The following is an 18212-nucleotide window of genomic DNA, read 5'->3' as shown; positions in this document are numbered from 1 at the left end:
GACATGCCGTCGCGAGCGGGCGCGAAGGCAGATCGAGATCGACCCGCATTTGGAGAGTTGAAATGAACAAGAGACTGTTAGCCGTGCTTCTTGGCGCCAGCGCCTTTGCGTTCCAGGCGTTGCCGGCAATGGCCCAGGACACGCTCGCGGCAGCCAAGGCCGAGGGCCAATATGTCAGCTATGGCATGTCGGATGACTGGGTCAATCTCGGCGCCATCTTCGGCGAGATCGAGAGCAAGTTCGGTCTCAAGCATGTCGACACCGACATGACCTCGGCCGAACAGATCACCCATCTCCTGGCGGAGAAGGACGCGCCGGTGATGGACATCGCCGATATAGGCTATGATTTCACAGGGCGTCTGCTGGAGAACGGCCTTGCCGCCAGCTACAAGAATGCGTCCTGGGATAGCATCAAGCCGCAGTACAAGGATGCCGATGGCCGCTGGGCCTCGTCCTACTGGGGCGCTATCGCCTTCCTCGTAAATACCGACAAGGTCAAGGTCGCCCCGCGGACGTGGAACGACCTGCTGAAGCCCGACTACAAGGACATGGTCTGTAGCCGCGACCCGCGCATCTCCAGCTACGCGACGGCTTCCGTCCTGGCCGCGGCCTACGCGAATGGCGGCGGGGAGGGCAATGTGCAGCCAGGCCTCGACTGGTTCAAGCAACTGCGCGACACCGGCAATCTGCGCAATGGCGTGGTGCTGAATGTGGCCTCGGTGCAGAAGGGCGAATGCCCGATCTCGCTGGTCTACGACTTCGACGGCTTTGCCAAGCGCGACGCCACCGGCCTGCCGCTTCAGGTGATCATCCCGACCGACGGCACTGTCGGCATGCTGTTTGCCCAGTATATCAGCACGGCCGCTCCGCATCCCAATGCAGCCAAGGTCGCAATCGACTTCCTGTTCTCGGATGAGGGTCAGCACCTGCTGGCCGAGGGCTATGCACACCCGACTCGCGATATCGCATTGTCGGACGCGGTGAAGGCCAGGATGTTGCCGGCAAGCGCCTATGAGAAGGTCCGCTTCCCGACCAGCCTCGCCAGCTTCTCCGGCGCGATCAAGAACATCGCCGAAGGCTGGGACAAGCTCGCCAGGTAAGACTTGTTGGCTGATATCGCCACCCGCGCATCGGACTGCTCGGGTGGCGCACACAGCTGCGGGGACCGCTGGTAATTTGCCGGCTATAGAGTTGAGGGCGCCTCGGGCTGCGTGGAGACCTTGCCGGCAATCCACTCATAGAAGCGGTTCGCCAGGGGGTGTTCCAGCTTGCCTTCGGGCATCACGAAATAATAGCTGTTCTCGGTGGTCATCGGCAGGTCGAACACCACCTGCAACTGGCCTTCGTCGAGCTCTTTTTCGATGAGATAGCGCGGCAGCAGCGCGAAGCCGAGCCCTGCTGCCGCGGCCTCGATCACCATGGTGAACTGGTCGAAGCGGTGGCCATGATAGGCGCCGCCGCCATCCATGCCGGTCGACTGGAACCAGTTGACCCAGGCTTTCGGCCGCGTGGCGAGGTGCAGCAATGGGCCGGCCGCGAGATCGGCCGGGCTGTCGACGGAGCGGCCGGCCAGGAAGCCCGGGCTCGCCACCGGCAGGATCACCTCGCGGCAGATGTATCGGCAGCGGGCATTGGCCCACACCGGCTTGCCATAGTGTATCGCGGCGTCGAAGGCTTGCTCTTCTAGGTCGAACGGTGCCGAACGTGATGCGACATTGACGACCACGCCCGGATTGCCAGCCAGGAAGTCCGGCAGTCGCGGCACCAGCCAGCGGCTGCCGAATGTCGGCAAGGTCGCGAGGCTGAGCGACGTCGCCTGCGACCCGGTCATGGCGCGCAGCATGGTTTCTTCCGTGTCGGCAAGCAGCCGGCGCACCTCCGGCAGGAATCGCTGCCCGACACTCGACAGAACCACGCGCTGGCGCACGCGCTCGAACAAGAGCACGCCCAGCTGCGCTTCCAGTTCCTTGATCTGGCGACTGACGGCACTCTGCGTCAGGCTGAGTTCGCTGGCCGCCTGCGTGAAACTGCCATGGCGGGCCGCGCACTCGAAGGCTTGCAGCTTCTCGATGTCAGGGATCAGTCGTCTGTTGGAGATCATTCCATTCTCGCATCAACCCAGTCGAATTTATCGCAATTGGAGGAAGAAGGAAAACGATATGATACCCCTTGGGAATGATCACAGTGTGAGGATGCTCTCCATGACCGCAACCCAGTTCATGTCGTCGGATGACATCCGCGCGGCCTTTTCGGCCGCCATGTCGGCAATGTACCGCGCCGAGGTGCCGGCCTATGGCGCGCTGTTGTCGCTGGTGGCCGAGGTCAATGCCCGCACGCTCGCTCAAAACCCGGCGCTGCGCGCAAGCTTGGCTGCGACCGGCACGCTCGACCGCGTCTCCGAGGAGCGCCATGGCGCCATCCGTGTTGGCACGGATGCCGAGCTTGCGATGATGCGCAGGGTGTTCGCGGTGATGGGCATGTTTCCTGTCGGCTACTATGATCTGAGCGAAGCCGGCGTTCCCGTCCATTCGACCGCTTTTCGTCCAGTCGGCGACTCGGCACTTCGGCAAAACCCTTTTCGTGTCTTTACCTCGCTGCTGCGGCTCGACCTGATCGAGGACGAGGAACTGCGTGAGGAGGCCCGGAAGATACTGGCGAAGCGCCGCATCTTTTCCGATGCCGCCGTATCGCTGGTGGAAAAGGCGGAAGCCGATGGTGGCCTGGATGCCGGCGATGCCACGCGCTTTATCACTGAGGTGCTGAACACCTTCCGCTGGCACAAGCAGGCGAGCGTCGATCGGGAGCTGTACGGCAGGTTCCATAATGCGCACCGGCTGGTCGCCGATGTCGTCTCCTTCAAGGTGCCGCATATCAATCATCTGACGCCACGCACGCTCGACATCGATGCCGTGCAAAGACTGATGCTCGACCACGGCATCACGCCCAAGGCGGTGATCGAGGGGCCGCCGGCGCGCGACTGCCCGATCCTGCTGCGCCAGACCTCCTTCAAGGCGCTTGAGGAAAGCGTTTCCTTCCCCAATGCCGACGGCTCTTTCGAGGTCGGCTCGCACACCGCGCGCTTCGGCGAGATCGAGCAGCGCGGCATCGCCCTGACGCCGAAGGGCCGCGCGCTCTACGACCGCCTGCTGAACGAGGCGCGGGCCCATGTGCGGCCTGCGTCGGATGGCTCTAACGCGGACGAGTATCGCGCGGCGCTCGAAGCAGCATTCCGGGCCTTCCCGGATAATTGGGACGAGATCCGGCGGCGTGGCCTCGGCTATTTCAGCTATCGTGCCGGCGATGCCGATGGCCGTATGCCTGATGCGTCCGTCGATCTGGAGACGATGGTGGCTGCGGGAAGCGTCCGCTTCGATCCCATCGTCTACGAGGATTTTCTTCCCGTGAGTGCCGCCGGCATCTTCCAGTCCAATCTCGGCGACGGCGCCGGACAGGAATTCGTCGCCAGCCCCAACCAGAAGCGCTTCGAGCAGGCCCTGGGCGCCACCGTGCTCAACGAGTTCGACCACTATGCCGGCATCGAGAAGGCATCGATCGCGCAGTGCCTGGCGAGGCTGGAGACAGCCGGCAGCCTGGGCTGACCATGGTTCTTGACGCCCACATCGCCGAACTACGGACCCTGCTCGGCGCGGGCGGCTTGCTGACGCGGCCCGAGGATATGGCGGGCTATCAGACCGGCGCCCGTCATGACCGTGGGCTTGCCGCCTTCGTGGCGCGGCCGACGACGACGGAAGACGTGTCCGCGTTGCTGGCCTATTGCTATCGCCACGCAATCGCGCTCATCCCGCAATCCGGCAACACCGGCCTCGTTTCCGGCTCGACGCCGGATATGAGCGGTCTGCAAGGTGTGTTGAGCCTCGACCGCTTGCGGAGCGTCTTCGATCTCGATCTCGACAATCGTTCGGTGCGCGTCGGCGGCGGGCTCAGGCCTTCGGAGATCAACAGCCGGCTTGAGCAGCATTCGCTGTTTTTCCCTATCGATCTCGGCGCCGATCCCTGTGCCGGCGGCATGGTCGCCACCAACACCGGCGGTGCCCGCTTCCTGCGCTTCGGCGATGTGCGCCGCAACACGCTCGGCCTCAAGGTCGTTCTCGCCGACGAACAGGGCACGGTGCTCGACCTTGGCGATGGCTTGCGCAAGAACAACACCGGCGTTGACTGGAAGCAGTGTTTCATCGGCACGTCCGGCGCCTTCGGCGTCATCACCGAATGCGTCTTCAACCTGGAGCGCCTGCCGCGGCAGACGGCCACCGCGTTCCTGGTGCCGAGAAGTGACGGCCATGTCATGGGCATTCTCGCTGCCATGGAAGACCAGCTTGGCGCCTACCTCTCCGCCTTCGAGGGCATGTCGAAAGCAGCGATCAGCTGCGCGCTGGAGCATGTGCCGTCGCTGCGCAATCCGTTCCCGGGCGGCGCCATACCGGACCACGTGATCCTGGTGGAAATCGCCCGCTCCTGGGCTCCGCGTAAGGGCGAGCAGTCACTCGACGCCGTGCTCGAAGCTGTGCTGGCCGAGATCTGGTCGCGGCCGGACGAGCCGTTGGCCGACGCCTTCGTCGGCCGTCCGCACGAGATGTGGGCAATGCGGCATGCCCTTTCCGAAGGCGTCAAGGCGGCCGGCCATCTCGTCGCCTTTGACCTGTCCTTCAGGCGCGGCGACGTGATGCGCTTTCGCGAGCACATGCGCGCCGAACTTGAAGCAAGCATGCCCACTGTGCGGGTCTGCGATTTCGGCCATGTCGGCGACGGTGGCCTCCACTTCAATCTTCTTGTTGGTTCGCGCGCTGCGGAGCCGCCCAGTGCCGCGGCGGTTTCGGAACTGCGCGACCGGGTCATTCGTGCTGCTGTCGAGATGTTTGGCGGCAGCTTCAGCGCCGAGCACGCAATCGGCCGCACCAACCAGCCCTTCTACGATCGCTACACCAAAGACAAGCTCAAGACGATGGCGTCGGCGTTCAAGCAGCAGACATCGCCGGGTCCCATCGGCGCGGCGCGATTTGGTTAGAACAGATTCGATTTGGTTAGAACAGATTCTGGGAAAAGGAAGAACGAACATGACGATAGCGAAGGAAACGGCCGGGCTTCTGGGCAAGCTTGGTGTTGCCGGTGATGTGCTCGAGGGTGGCGACCTGATCGTGAAGAGCCCGGTGACGGGCGAGAAGATCGCGGCGCTGAAGACGATTTCGCCGGCCGATGCGGCGAGGGCGATCGACGGCGCCCACAAGGCGTTCCAGGCGTGGCGGATGGTGCCGGGCCCCAGGCGCGGCGAACTGGTGCGGCTGCTGGGCGAAGAACTGCGCGCCCACAAGGCCGAACTCGGCCGCCTGGTGTCGATCGAGGTCGGCAAGATACCGTCCGAGGGCCTGGGCGAAGTCCAGGAGATGATCGACATCTGCGATTTCGCCGTGGGTCTGTCGCGCCAGCTCTATGGCCTGACCATCGCCACCGAGCGTCCCGGACATCGCATGATGGAAACCTGGCATCCGCTGGGCGTCGTCGGTGTCATCTCGGCCTTCAATTTTCCCGTAGCGGTATGGTCGTGGAATACGGCACTTGCCCTGGTCTGCGGCGATGCGGTGGTGTGGAAGCCGTCGGAGAAGACGCCGCTGACCGCATTGGCCTGCGCGGCGATCTTTGCGCGCGCGGTCAAGCGTTTTGGTTCGGATGCGCCCGATGGCCTGGTCTCGGTGCTGATCGGTGATCGCGCCGTCGGCGAGATCCTGGTCGATCACCCGAAAGTGCCGCTGGTCTCGGCCACCGGTTCGACGCGCATGGGCCGTGATGTCGGTCCGCGCCTGGCCAAGCGCTTTGCCCGTGCCGTGCTGGAGCTTGGCGGCAACAATGCCGGCATTGTCTGCCCGACCGCCGATCTCGACATGGCGTTGCGCGCCATTGCCTTCGGCGCCATGGGCACGGCCGGACAGCGCTGCACGACGCTGCGCCGCCTGTTCGTCCATGACAGCGTCTACGACCAGCTCGTTCCCCGCCTGAAGAAGGCCTATCAGAGCGTCTCCGTCGGCAATCCGCTGGAGACCACGTCGCTGGTCGGTCCGCTGATCGACAAGGCCGCCTTCGACGCCATGCGGAAGGCGATCACCGAAGCCACCGCCCATGGCGGCAAGGTGACCGGCGGCACGCGGGTCGAGAATGGTCATCCCGATGCCTATTACGTTCATCCGGCGCTGGTCGAGATGCCCAAACAGGTATCGCCGGTGACCGAAGAGACCTTCGCGCCGATCCTCTATGTGATGAAGTATTCCGATTTCGACGCGGTGCTTGACGAGCACAATGCGGTGGGTGCCGGCCTTTCCTCGTCGATCTTCACGCGCGACCTGCAGGAATCCGAGCGCTTCCTTGGCGTTGACGGATCGGATTGCGGCATTGCCAATGTCAATATCGGCACGTCGGGCGCCGAGATCGGCGGTGCATTCGGTGGCGAGAAGGAGACGGGCGGTGGTCGTGAATCAGGCTCGGATGCCTGGAAGGCCTATATGCGCCGCGCCACCAACACGGTGAACTACTCCAAGGCGCTGCCACTTGCCCAGGGCGTCTCGTTCGACATCGAGTGAGGCGGAGCACCTTTGACCTTGTGGCCGGCGCGTATTTCGCGGCGGCCAGCCCGTCACGATCTTCTCGACCTGCAACGTTGACCGGCGGCGCGAACGATGGTTCTACAACACCGTCTTCGCGCTCCGGTCATTCTCTTGTGGCCGGCTCGCTCCCCGCAGGTCCGTCACAAGAGACGAGAGGAAACAGCCGCATGAAAACCATCTCCCAGGCGAAGTCGCATGGCGGCGTGCAGGGCGTCTATTCCCACGCTTCGGACGCCTGCGCTTGCGACATGACCTTCTCGGTTTTCGTGCCGCCGCAGGCAGCACAAGGTCCGCTGCCGGTCGTCTGGTACTTGTCCGGCCTCACCTGCACCCATGCCAATGTGATGGACAAGGGCGAGTACCGTCGTCTCGCCGCCGAACTCGGCTTGATCGTCGTTTGCCCCGACACCAGCCCGCGCGGCACTGATATTCCCGACGAGAAGGACAACTGGCAGTTCGGCAGCGGCGCCGGCTTCTATGTCGATGCGACGCAAGAGCCCTATGCCAGGAAGTATCGCATGTACTCCTATGTCACCGAGGAACTGCCGGCATTGATCGCCAGCGAATTCCCCGCCGACATGACGCGCCAGGCGATCTTCGGCCATTCGATGGGCGGTCACGGCGCGCTGACGATTGCCTTGAAAAATCCCGGGCGGTTCAAGAGCTGTTCCGCCTTTGCGCCGATCGTCCAGCCCAGCACCGCGGGCTGGTCGAAGCCGGCTTTCGAAAAGTATCTCGGCGGAGATGAGGCCTCGTGGCGGGTCTATGACGCCACCTCGCTCATCGAGGATGGACGCCGCTTCCCGGAATTTTTCGTCGACCAGGGCACAGCCGACGGCTTCCTCAAGGACGGGCTTCGGCCATGGCTGCTGGAAGACGCCTGCGCCAAGGCCGGCATTCCGCTGACACTGCGCATGCAGGACGGATACGATCACTCGTATTTCTTCATCTCGACCTTCATGGACGACCATCTGAGATGGCATGCACAGAGACTGTCCGCCTAGGCGGTCAATACCGAGGCGCTGAAGACATTGCGTCCAGTCACAATTCCTCGGTCTGCTTCCAGCACGCGATCAGGTGACCCGGTTCGGCCTGCCTGATCGGCGGCTGCGCCCTCCTGCAGTCGGCGACAGCGGACGGGCACCGGTCGGCGAATGAACATCCACCATGCGGGGCATCGGCGGCCTGCAACTCGGCCGCGGCCGAGACTTTCGGCGCGGCTCCATCGGACGAAGCCGCCAGAAGCAGTTTGGTGTAGGGATGGTTTGGTCCTCGAAAAATCTCGTCGGATGAGCCGATTTCCACGAGCCGGCCGCGATAGAGCACGCCGATCCTGTCGGCCATGTATCTGATGACCCTGAGGTCATGGCTGATGAAGACGTAGGTCGTATTCTCCGCCCGCTGCAGGTCGTTGAGCAAGTTGAGAACCGTCGCCTGGACGGAGACGTCGAGCGCCGACGTTGGCTCGTCCAGCACGACGACCTTCGGCGCACCGGCGAAGGCGCGCGCGATGGCCGCCCTCTGCCGCTGCCCTCCCGATAGCGAGCGCGGTTTCTGGTCGGCGGTTGTGCCGGTCAGCCGAACCGAAGCGAGCAGGTCGCCGACGCGCTGCCTGACCGCGCTCCGGCGCAGGCCGGAGAGCCGCCGCAACGGGCGGTCGAGAATCCTGCCGATCCTGTGGCGCGGATTAAGCGTTCGATCCGGCGACTGGAACACCATCTGCACGTCGCGCCGTTCGTCGGGGTTTCTCTTTTCCACCCGCGCGGCGACCGGTTTGCCGAACAGTTCGACCGACCCCGCACTCGGAGTCTGCAGCCCGGTGATGATCCTTGCCAGCGTCGACTTGCCTGAGCCGGACTCGCCGATCAGCCCGAAAGTTTCGCCCTGGCCGATCTCCAGGTCGATGCCGTGCAGCACGGCCTGGGTACCGAAGGAATGGGCGACCGCTCGGCAGGCGATTGCAATATCACGTTCCTTTGCCGGCAAACCATCGCTTCCGGCTTCGTGAATCCGAGAGTGCGAAGGCACGCCATCCCCGTTGGTGGTCCCCTCCGCCAATCGCCCGTCGTGCTTGGTGTAGCTAAGCGCGGGGATGGATGCGATGAGGGCTCTCGTATAGGCGTGGCGAGGGTCCTCGAAGACCGCGTTTGCCCCGCCGCTTTCAACCACCGCTCCGGACTGCATGACGGCCACCCGGTCGCAGGAGCGGCGGATCATGTTGATGTCGTGGCTGATCAAAAGGATGCTGGTCCTGTGGTCCCGGCGCAAATCGTCGAGAATGGCGATGATCTCGGATTGCACGCTGGCGTCGAGCGCCGTCGTTGGCTCGTCCAGTACCAGCAGCGACGGATCGAGTGAAATGGCCATGGCGATGTTGGCGCGCTGCTGCATGCCTCCGGAAAGCTCGTGCGGATAAAGCTCCAGAACCCGGCCGGGATTGCTCACCCTGACGCGCCCAAGCAGCTCGGCGGCCCGCCCATGCGCCTCTTCGTGACGAACCGTGCGATGCCGCATGATGGTCTCGGTGATCTGCCGGCCGATCGTCATGCTCGGGTTGAGCGCCGCTCCCGGATGCTGGTAGACGGCGGCAATATGGTCGCCCCGCAATCGGCGCAGTTGCTCGACCGAGAGATCGCGGATCTCGCGGCCCTGGAAGGTGAGCGCCGAAGCCTCGATCCGGGCGCCCTTCGGCAGGTAGCGCAGTATGGCCATGGCCACTGAGCTCTTGCCCGATCCCGACTCGCCGACGAGGCCGAGCGCTTCGCCCTCCTTGATGTGAAGCGACACGTCCTTGACCGCCGGATGCGATCCCCTGTGACCGCGATAGGAGACGGAAAGGCGCTCTACGTTCAGAATTGAAGGGGACATTGTTGGGCCTGAAACCACTTTCTTCCGGCGTCGCCATCCAAGGCAATCGCTTCCGCTTTCATTCGATATTACCTCTATAAAATTACTCGAATTAAGCCAGAAGGCAATCTAGCTTTTGCCAATCAGGAGATTGTCGGGTTCGCGGCTTGTGTCGATGCCCCGGGGTCTCCAGCCAAGATTGGAAGGAAGCCGGCATGGCTCGAGACCATATGATCCTGAGCGCGTTCTTCTTCAACCCGCAGGGCGATCATCGCATGTCATGGCGCCATCCGCGCGCGCCGGGGCGGGAAGTGTTCGATTTCGATTACTACCGCGAGCTGGTGCAGGCGGCGGAACGCGCGAGGATCGACACGATCTTCGTCGCCGACCACGTCGCCATCTGGGATTCAGTCAAGAGCGGCGTCGCTCACTACGCCAATGCCCGCCTCGAACCTCTGACGCTGCTGTCGGCGCTGGCCAGCGTGACCAAGCATATCGGCCTGATCACCACGGCGTCGAGCTCCTACAGCGAGCCCTACAATGTCGCCCGCATGTTCGCCTCGCTCGACCATATCAGCAAGGGCAGGGCGTCGTGGAACGTCGTCACCTCGGCCATGGACGAGGAAGCCCGCAATTTCGGCCGCGACGGCAATATCGAACATGCCTTCCGCTACGAGCGCGCCGGCGAATTCCTCGATATCGTCAAGGCGCTGTGGGACAGTTGGGAGGACGAAGCGCTCCTCATCGACAAGGCGAGCGGCTATTTCGCCGACCCTGACAAGGTCCACCCGATCGACCACAAGGGCAAGCACTTCAAGGTGCGCGGCCCGCTCAATGTCTCGCGGCCGCCGCAGGGTCATCCGCTGATTGTCCAGGCCGGCTCGTCCGAGGACGGCAAGAATTTTGCCACCGCCCAGGCCGACGTGCATTTCGCCATCTTCAGCACCAGGGAAGACGGCATCAAATACCGGCAGGATATCAACGAGCGGCTGGCCCGCCACGGCCGGCGGCCGGAGAGCTTCAAGATACTGCCCGGCATCCTGCCGATCGTGGCGGCCTCCGAAGCCGAGGGCCGGGAAAAGCAGGAGTATCTGCAGACGCTGCTCCCCGACCAGGTCGGCATCGATCTTCTGTCGAGCTGGAGCGGTATCGATCTCTCGGCCTACCCGCCGGACGGGCCGCTGCCGCCGCTGCCGGACGAAAGCACCTTCAATGGTGGGCGCACCTCGCTCAACCGGGTCAAGCAATGGTCGCGGCAGAATCTCAGCCTGCGCGACATCGCCCGCAAGCTAGCCAACAGTGGCTCCGTGCCGACGGTTGCGGGTACGCCAAAACAGATCGCTGACCAGCTCGAAGACTGGTTCGTTTCCGGTGCCGCCGACGGCTTCAACCTGATGTTCCCGCTGCTGCCGGAGGATTGGGTGAACTTCGCCGAGCAGGTGGTGCCCGAGCTGCAGCGGCGCGGCGTATTCCCGACCGAATACGCGCCGGGAACGCTGCGCGACCGCTTCGGGTTGGCTCGCCCCGCCAACCGCTTCGCCGAGCAGCGCGACAACGCGCGCGCCGTATCCTGAGGAGAACAGCCATGACAGCCGCGCCAAATCTTCAGCCCCGCGAAGCGACAGCTCCGCATCTCGTCAATGTCCTGCACAGCCCCAAGCGCATCCGCGTCAAATTTGGTGGGCGCACCATCGCCGACAGCCGCAACGTGCTGGTGCTGCGTTCCAACCATTTTCTGCCGATCTATTTCTTCCCCGCCTCCTCGGTCGACCCGTCGGTGCTGAAACCCTCGGCGCGTCGCGAGCCGCACCCGGTCGGTGGCCATACCGCCTATTGGGATGTCGACACCGGCGACATCAGCGCCGCCAATGCTGCGTGGTCGTTCGTCTCGCCGCCGGACGAAAACCTGTCGCCTCTGGCCGGCCGCATCGCCTTCACCTGGAAGTCGGTCGACCAGTGGTTCGAGGAGGAAGAAGAAGTCTTCGTCCACGCCCGCGACCCCTATGCGCGCATCGACGTGCTGCAAAGCTCCAGCCATGTGCAGGTCTGGCTTGACGGCGACGTGATCGCCGACAGTCACCGCCCGGTGCTGCTGTTCGAGACCCATCTGCCAACGCGCTTCTACCTGCCAGCGGAAGACATCCGGCTGGATCGACTGACGGCGTCGAATTCGACGACGCGATGTCCCTACAAGGGCATCGCCTCCTACTGGTCGGGTCTTCTGAAGGACGGTTCGATTCGGCCCGACATTGCCTGGAGCTACCGCGACCCGATCGACGAAATGCCCAAGATCAAGGGGCTGATCGCCTTCTATCCGCAGGCGGTCGATCGCATCCATCTCGACGGCTCACCCGTCTGACAACGAGTTCATCTCAACCTTCATTTTCACAGGGGTTCAACATGACCAAACGTAGCGACATCGACGCCTTGCGCGCTCAGTCGGGAGATATCTGGAACGTCGCCGTCGACGAATATGCCGGCGGCTATCTGAAGCGCCGCGACCTCCTCAAATACGCGGCGTTGATCGGTCTTACCGGCTTTGCCGCGTCTCAAGGGCTGGGGTTCCCAGGCCGGGCATTGGCCGCTGGAAAGGCCGGCGGCACGGTCCGCGTCGGGCTCGGCCAGCCGACCAAGGCGATCGATCCCGTCTCTGTCACCGACCCGGCCAGCATCGGCGTGATCAGCCAGGTCGGCGAATATCTGATCCTCGACGATCCGAAGGACGGGCTGCAGCCGAAGCTTGCCCTGTCCTGGGAAGCCGACGAGACCGCCAAGCGCTGGACGTTCAAGCTGCGGCCGGGCGTGAAATTCCACGATGGCCGCACCGTCACCGCCGGGGATGTGGTGGCGAGCTTCGAGCGGCTTGTCGATCCGGCCAGTGGCTCTTCGGCGCTGTCGGCCTACAAGGGTATCCTCTCCAAGGGCGGCGCCAAGGTCGTCGACGACGAGACCGTCGCCTTCGATCTCGACGGTCCAAACAGCAACTTTCCCTTCTATGTCTCCTCCGACGTCTATAACGCGGTCATCCTGCCCGCCGACTATGCCGGTGATTTCGAGAAGAATTTCAACGGCACCGGCCCGTTCAAGCTCGAGTCCTTCCGCGCCAAGCAGGGCGCCAGCTTCGTGCGCAACACCGACTATTGGGGCGACAAGGCGCTGCCCGACCGGATCGAGATCAAGTTCTTCGACGATGAGCAGGCACAGGTGCTCGCGCTGCAGGCCGGCCAGCTCGACGTCATCCCGAGCACGCCGCGCCTGGAATTGTCGATCGACGGCAACCCCAATTTCAAACTCCTCAGCGTGCAGGCGAGCTCGCATGACCAGGTGCATCTGCGGACCGACCAGGCGCCGTTCACCGACAAGCGCATCCGCCGCGCGCTGGCGCTCACCATCGACCGCGAGGCGGTTGTCAAGGGTCTGCTGAAAGCCCGCGCCATCGTCGGCAACGACACCCCGTTCGCGCCGATCTTCCCCTCGGCCGATACGTCGGTGCCGCAGCGCAAGCAGGACATTGCCGAGGCCAAGCGCCTGCTTGGCGAGGATGGCGTTCCCAACGGGTTCCCGGTGACGCTGACCACTGAGCGCGCCTATGACATTCCCGACTACGCCGTGCTGATCCAGAACTTCGCCAAGAAGGCCGGCATCGACATCAAGCTCAACGTGCTGCCGCAGGACGCCTATTACGGATCGGCGACGTTCGGCAGCTCGCCATGGCTGGATTCCAATCTCGGCATCACCGATTTCGGCCATCGCGGCACGCCCGACATCTTCCTCAACGCAACGCTGAAGAGTTCGGGAGCCTGGAACGCGGCGCATTTCAACGACCCGGCCTATGATGCGCTGCTTCTCGACTACGGCAAGGCTCGCGACCTGCAGGCGCAACGCCTCGTTGCCGGCAAGATCCAGACCCTGTTGCTCGACGAGACGCCGCTGATCATCAGTTACTTCTCGCAATATAGCCGCATCGTCAGCTCGAAGGTCGAGGGCGTGCGCTTCACCGCCATTTCGCACCTGCTGCTCGACAGGGTTTCGTTCGTGTGAGCGCTATCCGCTCAATGGCGGTCGTCCGGCATTTGACGGCACGCGCGGGCTCGCTGCTGCTCACCCTGTGGCTGGTCAGCATCCTCGTCTTCTGGGCCGGGCAGGTTCTGCCCGGCGATGTCGGCCGCGTCATGCTCGGCCCGTTCGCGGATGCGCAGGCCGTCGCCGAGCTGAACAGGCGGCTGGGGGCGGACCAGCCCATTCTCGTCCAGTACTGGCACTGGTTCAGCAAGGCTATCACCGGGGATTTCGGCGATAGCCTGGCGATGCGCGCGCCTGTCGCGCCGTTTGTCCTGGAAAGCATCCGGAAGTCCTCCGCCCTTGCCGGCGTCATCCTGGTCCTTCTCGTTCCGCTCGGGGTTGGTGCTGGCGTGATTGCCGGTCTCAATGCTGGCCGCCTCGTCGATCGCCTGATCGTGCTGTCGGGTGTCTCCTTGGCCATTGTGCCGGACTTCGTGTCCGGCCTGCTGCTTCTGATCGTTTTCGGCCTGTGGCTGAGCTGGTTCCCGATCAATGGCGTCGCTCCCGATGGCGCCGGCTTCTGGACCAACGGCTATTACCTGATACTGCCGGCGCTCCCCCTGGTGCTGAACCTTGCCGGCTACATAGCCCGCATGACGCGAGCCGGCGTGATCGAGGCGATGGCCGCCGACTACACACGGACCGCCGTCCTGAAGGGGCTCGACCGGCGCGAGGTCGTTGTCAGGCACGTGCTGCGCAACGCTCTGACGCCGACGATCGCGGTGCTGGCGACCCAGAGCGGATATCTGCTTGGCGGCCTTGTGGTGATCGAGGCGCTGTTCGGCATCCAGGGGCTCGGCAATCTGGTGCTGAATGCCGCCAGGGGCCGCGATTTTCCAATGCTTGAAGCGGGCGTTCTGGTGATGGCGGCGATTTTCGTGCTGTCGGCGGCCGTGGGCGATCTCCTGCAGGCCTTGCTTGATCCGAGGCAGCGTCGCCGGGTGTCGTCATGATCGAGCTTGTGGGATTTCCCGTGCCCCAGGGCGTTGCGTTCCGGGTGCAGGCCGTTGCCACGGTCCGCGATGCCCTCCGCAAGCTCTCGCCATCTATCGTGATCGGATCACTGCTGCTGCTGTTCTGGGTTGCATGTGCCCTGTTCGGCAATCTCTTCGTTCCCTTTGATCCGTATGCAGAAGACTTCCTCGCCATGCTGACGCCGCCCGACGCGGTGCATTGGTTCGGAACCGATCAACTCGGCCGTGATGTGTTATCGCGGATCGTGGTCGGGTCGCGCGACATCCTCGTGGTCGCGCCACTCGCCACCTTGACGGGCGTCACGGCGGGCAGCCTGATCGGGCTTGTGCTCGGCTATTTCGGCGGTTTCGTTGACGCCGTGGGGGCGAGGCTTCTCGACTCGGTCATGGCGCTTCCCTTTATCGTGCTCGTCACCATGACGCTGGTGGCATTGGGACCATCCAACGCCACTGTCATCCTGGTGATCGGCATCGCCTATGCGCCGCTCGTCGCAAGAACCGTTCGCGCCGCCGTGCGCGAGCAGCGGGAGCGCGAATATGTCAGCGCCGCCCGGCTCGCCGGCGAATCCCCATTGGGCATCATGTTTCTGGAAATCCTGCCCAACGTCAGGGAGACGATCCTGATCGAGCTCGTCACCCGGCTGGGATATGCGTTCTTCTCGATCGCCACGTTGAGCTTTCTCGGCCTTGGCATCCAGCCCCCATCAGCGGATTGGGGGCTGGCCATCGCCGAGGGCTACGGTTTCCTTACCGGTGGAAAATGGTGGATCGTCGTCTTCAATTCCGGAGCCATCATCTCGCTGGTCATGGCAACGAACCTCGTCGCCCAGGGAATCGGCGCTTTTGAAAGCAACGACCGATGAATTCGAGGCCGGGCCTATCGCCCGGCAGTGGAACAGGCGGTTGTCAGATATGTGAGCTTGCCGGTGCGCCGGCCACCGCGCTCACCGACTCCCGCTCGACCAGCGGGCATTCGAGCTTGGTGATCGGATAGCGGCCCCGTCCGGGCGGTGCCGGGACTTCCAACTGCTCGATGGCCCATTGTCCCATCGCCATATGCGGCAGGATCGACGTTGTCAGCGGCGGGAACAGATGACGGGCGATTTCCTCGTCGTCATAGCCGATGACGGAAATGTCTTGCGGAATGTGCAGGCCGGCTTCCTTCAGAGCCTCGTAGCAGCCGATCGCGGTGCGATCGTTCTGGCAGAAGATCGCGGTTGGCCGGTCCTTGAGCGCCAGCAGCTTGACGGTCGCGGCATAGCCGGCACTGGCCGACCAGTCGCCTTCGACCACCAGTTCCGGATCGAAGGGAATATCGGCGGTCGCCAGCGCGCGGCGATAGCCCTTGAGCCGGTCCTGCGCGGCCTGCATCCAGGGTTCGCCGGTGATGGTGGCGATGCGGCGGTGGCCGTGGTTGATCAGGTAGCGGGTCGAGCTCTGGCCGCCGGCGATTTCGCTGGGCACCACGGCGGGGAAGGCATAGTCGGCGGTGTAGCAATTTAGCAGGATGACTGGAATGTCGAGGCCGTAGAGATAGTCGGGCGCTGATATCTCGCGGGTGAAGATGGTCATGTAGATCAGCGCCGAAATGCCCCGCTTGGTCAGCGCCTGTATCGCGCGCGGCTCCATGACGGAATCGCCCAGCGTCTGCGCCACCAGCAGCACATTGCCGGCATTCCATGAGGCCTGCCGCGCCCCTTCTATGGCAACGACGGCTTCAGGGCTGGTCGCCAGCTGGTCGACGGCGAAGCCGATCACCCCATCCAGCCCGTCGAATGCGGGAATGGGTTGATGAAGCGCGGCGAAGGCCGGTGCGGTATAGCCTAGACCCCGCGCGGCCTCGATCACCCGTTCACGGGTCTGCTGCGACAGCCTGATGCCTGGCGTGTTGTTGAGGACGAACGACACCGTCGCCTGCGAGCAGCCGGCGGCCCTGGCAATGTCGGTCATGGTGACCCGACCCTTGGGCTTTGCCGGCATCTTGCGGCGCCTCGATGTCTCGGGATCGCTCGGATCCGCCGGTTCGCTCATGCCACTCCCCATCCAGTCCCGGTGTCTAGACAGCATGCGTCAGTACCGCAAGGCCGCCCGACACAAGTTGCTTATAGATCGGCGAGGTATGATAATAGATATTATCACCTTTAGTAGCCGGAATTTCGAGCCGGAATGGAGGGATTCCAGCCGTGCAGATGTTACAATTTCTAATCAAATACTCAGCTTTCACCCGGCGCCGACGACCCTGCCGCCGTTCCGCCGAGCCGTCCGTTTCGTGCTCCTCCCGATCAAAAGCTAATAACTATTTACTAATACCCGGAAGCCCTATAATGTCAAATCGTCAAGTCCGGTTCGGGTCGATCCGGATGTGGCGAGATGGTCAGGCACCAAGCCTATTGCCGGCGCATAATAGCCTACATGGGTCGTTCCTGAAAAATCAAATGTCAGACAAATCAGATTATTTACGAGCGCCGCATGAGTCTGTAAGGTCAAGGTCGTGACGGTAGGCTTCCGGGGAGGAGGTCGAAGCCACATCGGCGAATTCTGCTCAAGCGAAATGTCAAACGGGCGAAAATGCCAAACGGGAGGTTCAACATGAAATCTGTAATTCGAAATGCGTCGGTCGCTGCTGCAGCCCTGCTGCTCGGCCTGTCGGCGACAGCAATCGCGCGCGCCGACGACAAGCCGACGCTGGCCTTCGTCGTCAACGGCGCTTCCGATTTCTGGAAGGCCGCCGAAGCGGGTGTCAAGAAGGCGCAGGCCGAACTGCCTGGCTATACTCTGGAGCTCAAATATCCCGAGCAGTCCTCGGTCGCCATCCAGCAACGCCTGATGGACGACCTGGTGACGGCCGGTGTCAAGGGCATCATGGTTTCCGCCGTCGATCCCAAGACCTCCACCGATGGCCTCAACAAGATCGCCTCTGAAACGGCGCTGTTCACCACCGACAGCGACGCCCCGCAGACCAAGCGTGTCGCCTATATCGGCTCGTCCAACGTCGACGCCGGCAAGCAGGCGGCCGATATCGCCAAGAAGGCAATGCCCAATGGCGGCAAGTGCCTCGGCTTCGTCGGCCTGCTCGGCGCCGACAATGCCAAGGAGCGCATCCAGGGCTTCAAGGACGGCCTCGCTGGCACCAAGATCACCCTTGACGACGTGCGCGGCGACGACATCGATCAGGCCCGCGCCAAGAAGAATGTCGAGGACGCGCTGGTCGCCAGCCCCGACGTCACCTGCATGGTCGGTTTCTACTCCTACAACACGCCGCGCATCTATGAAGCGCTGCGCGACGCCGGCAAGCTCGGCCAGATCACGGTCGTCGGCTTCGATGACGATCCGATCACGCTGGGCGGCGTCAAGGAAGGCACCATTGCCTCGACCGTCGTGCAGCAGCCCTTCGAATGGGCCTATCAGGGCATGAAGCTGATGGCCGCCTATCTCAAGGGCGACAAGTCAGGCATCCCGGCCGGCAACCTGATCATCATCCCGACCAAGATCATCGGCAAGGATGATGTCGACGCCTATGCCGCCAATCTGAAGGCGATGGCTGGAAACTGAGACCACTAGCAGTTCAGCCGGCTCAAGGTCGCCTTGAGCCGGCTGCTCGCATTGACGAACCCGGTCGGGATCGTCAATCTGCCTAAGGCCACAGCATGATCCCGAAAAGTGGGAACCGGTTTTCGGAAAAGATCATGCTCAAGGATTGGCCCGCCAACTGCTGTCA

At 63.3% G+C, this 18212-nt stretch carries 14 protein-coding genes; 11 read left to right on the top strand and 3 right to left on the bottom strand.

Annotation, left to right across the window (positions count from 1 at the left end):
- The first annotated feature begins 62 nt into the window (after positions 1-62).
- A complete protein-coding gene (locus tag LGH82_RS17355) occupies positions 63-1100 on the top strand; it encodes an ABC transporter substrate-binding protein (protein ID WP_227343913.1) in 1038 nt (345 codons plus the stop codon).
- 83 nt (positions 1101-1183) lie between these two features.
- Here LGH82_RS17355 and LGH82_RS17350 read toward each other — a convergent pair whose 3' ends face one another.
- Complete coding sequence (locus tag LGH82_RS17350; protein WP_227343912.1) at positions 1184-2101, bottom strand: LysR family transcriptional regulator; 918 nt, start codon at positions 2099-2101, stop codon at positions 1184-1186.
- Between the two features lie 100 nt (positions 2102-2201).
- Here LGH82_RS17350 and LGH82_RS17345 point away from each other — a divergent pair, with 100 nt between their 5' ends.
- The 4 genes from LGH82_RS17345 (at position 2202) to fghA (ending at position 7615) form a co-directional block, all read left to right on the top strand.
- On the top strand, positions 2202-3599 hold the full coding sequence (locus tag LGH82_RS17345) for a VOC family protein (protein WP_227343911.1): 1398 nt from the start codon (positions 2202-2204) through the stop codon (positions 3597-3599).
- A 2-nt stretch (positions 3600-3601) separates the two neighbouring features.
- Positions 3602-5023, top strand: coding sequence for an FAD-binding oxidoreductase (locus tag LGH82_RS17340; protein WP_227343910.1), 1422 nt, complete (start codon positions 3602-3604; stop codon positions 5021-5023).
- Between the two features lie 49 nt (positions 5024-5072).
- Positions 5073-6587 (top strand): aldehyde dehydrogenase family protein, encoded by a 1515-nt coding sequence (locus LGH82_RS17335; protein ID WP_227343909.1) that lies wholly within the window; start codon positions 5073-5075, stop codon positions 6585-6587.
- Between the two features lie 191 nt (positions 6588-6778).
- Positions 6779-7615 carry an S-formylglutathione hydrolase gene (gene fghA, locus LGH82_RS17330; RefSeq protein WP_227343908.1) on the top strand — a complete coding sequence of 279 codons (837 nt, stop codon included), beginning with the start codon at positions 6779-6781 and terminating at the stop codon, positions 7613-7615.
- Between the two features lie 37 nt (positions 7616-7652).
- Here fghA and LGH82_RS17325 read toward each other — a convergent pair whose 3' ends face one another.
- Positions 7653-9479, bottom strand: coding sequence for an ABC transporter ATP-binding protein (locus LGH82_RS17325; RefSeq protein ID WP_227343907.1), 1827 nt, complete (start codon positions 9477-9479; stop codon positions 7653-7655).
- A 194-nt stretch (positions 9480-9673) separates the two neighbouring features.
- Between LGH82_RS17325 and LGH82_RS17320 the strand changes: the two genes are divergently transcribed.
- The 5 genes from LGH82_RS17320 to LGH82_RS17300 are packed head-to-tail and all read left to right on the top strand — an operon-like array spanning position 9674 to position 15357.
- Complete coding sequence (locus tag LGH82_RS17320; RefSeq protein ID WP_227343906.1) at positions 9674-11032, top strand: LLM class flavin-dependent oxidoreductase; 1359 nt, start codon at positions 9674-9676, stop codon at positions 11030-11032.
- Between the two features lie 11 nt (positions 11033-11043).
- A complete protein-coding gene (locus tag LGH82_RS17315; protein WP_227343905.1) occupies positions 11044-11817 on the top strand; it encodes a DUF427 domain-containing protein in 774 nt (257 codons plus the stop codon).
- Positions 11818-11858: 41 nt separating this feature from the next.
- A complete protein-coding gene (locus LGH82_RS17310; protein WP_227343904.1) occupies positions 11859-13499 on the top strand; it encodes an ABC transporter substrate-binding protein in 1641 nt (546 codons plus the stop codon).
- 14 nt (positions 13500-13513) lie between these two features.
- Positions 13514-14473 carry an ABC transporter permease gene (locus LGH82_RS17305; protein WP_227349617.1) on the top strand — a complete coding sequence of 320 codons (960 nt, stop codon included), beginning with the start codon at positions 13514-13516 and terminating at the stop codon, positions 14471-14473.
- Complete coding sequence (locus LGH82_RS17300) at positions 14470-15357, top strand: ABC transporter permease (RefSeq protein ID WP_413771366.1); 888 nt, start codon at positions 14470-14472, stop codon at positions 15355-15357. Before LGH82_RS17305 ends, LGH82_RS17300 begins: the two co-directional genes overlap by 4 nt.
- A 43-nt stretch (positions 15358-15400) precedes the next feature.
- Here LGH82_RS17300 and LGH82_RS17295 read toward each other — a convergent pair whose 3' ends face one another.
- Positions 15401-16525 carry a LacI family DNA-binding transcriptional regulator gene (locus LGH82_RS17295; protein ID WP_227343902.1) on the bottom strand — a complete coding sequence of 375 codons (1125 nt, stop codon included), beginning with the start codon at positions 16523-16525 and terminating at the stop codon, positions 15401-15403.
- A 558-nt stretch (positions 16526-17083) separates the two neighbouring features.
- Between LGH82_RS17295 and LGH82_RS17290 the strand changes: the two genes are divergently transcribed.
- On the top strand, positions 17084-18046 hold the full coding sequence (locus LGH82_RS17290) for a sugar-binding protein (protein ID WP_227343901.1): 963 nt from the start codon (positions 17084-17086) through the stop codon (positions 18044-18046).
- Positions 18047-18212: the final 166 nt, after the last annotated feature.

This window comes from Mesorhizobium sp. PAMC28654, from assembly GCF_020616515.1.
Taxonomy (GTDB): domain Bacteria; phylum Pseudomonadota; class Alphaproteobacteria; order Rhizobiales; family Rhizobiaceae; genus Mesorhizobium.
This window is presented reverse-complemented; position numbering and strand designations above follow the sequence as displayed.

Bases quoted from the DNA above. Each gene is read 5' to 3' on its own strand.
- LGH82_RS17310 (WP_227343904.1), top strand. From the start codon at position 11,859: ATGACCAAACGTAGCGACATCGACGCCTTGCGCGCTCAGTCGGGAGAT.
- LGH82_RS17290 (WP_227343901.1), top strand. From the start codon at position 17,084: ATGAAATCTGTAATTCGAAATGCGTCGGTCGCTGCTGCAGCCCTGCTG.
- LGH82_RS17355 (WP_227343913.1), top strand. From the start codon at position 63: ATGAACAAGAGACTGTTAGCCGTGCTTCTTGGCGCCAGCGCCTTTGCG.
- LGH82_RS17345 (WP_227343911.1), top strand. From the start codon at position 2,202: ATGACCGCAACCCAGTTCATGTCGTCGGATGACATCCGCGCGGCCTTT.
- LGH82_RS17305 (WP_227349617.1), top strand. From the start codon at position 13,514: ATGGCGGTCGTCCGGCATTTGACGGCACGCGCGGGCTCGCTGCTGCTC.
- LGH82_RS17340 (WP_227343910.1), top strand. From the start codon at position 3,602: ATGGTTCTTGACGCCCACATCGCCGAACTACGGACCCTGCTCGGCGCG.
- LGH82_RS17315 (WP_227343905.1), top strand. From the start codon at position 11,044: ATGACAGCCGCGCCAAATCTTCAGCCCCGCGAAGCGACAGCTCCGCAT.
- LGH82_RS17295 (WP_227343902.1), bottom strand. From the start codon at position 16,525: ATGAGCGAACCGGCGGATCCGAGCGATCCCGAGACATCGAGGCGCCGC.
- LGH82_RS17335 (WP_227343909.1), top strand. From the start codon at position 5,073: ATGACGATAGCGAAGGAAACGGCCGGGCTTCTGGGCAAGCTTGGTGTT.
- LGH82_RS17320 (WP_227343906.1), top strand. From the start codon at position 9,674: ATGGCTCGAGACCATATGATCCTGAGCGCGTTCTTCTTCAACCCGCAG.
- LGH82_RS17300 (WP_413771366.1), top strand. From the start codon at position 14,470: ATGATCGAGCTTGTGGGATTTCCCGTGCCCCAGGGCGTTGCGTTCCGG.
- LGH82_RS17325 (WP_227343907.1), bottom strand. From the start codon at position 9,479: ATGTCCCCTTCAATTCTGAACGTAGAGCGCCTTTCCGTCTCCTATCGC.
- LGH82_RS17350 (WP_227343912.1), bottom strand. From the start codon at position 2,101: ATGATCTCCAACAGACGACTGATCCCTGACATCGAGAAGCTGCAAGCC.
- fghA (WP_227343908.1), top strand. From the start codon at position 6,779: ATGAAAACCATCTCCCAGGCGAAGTCGCATGGCGGCGTGCAGGGCGTC.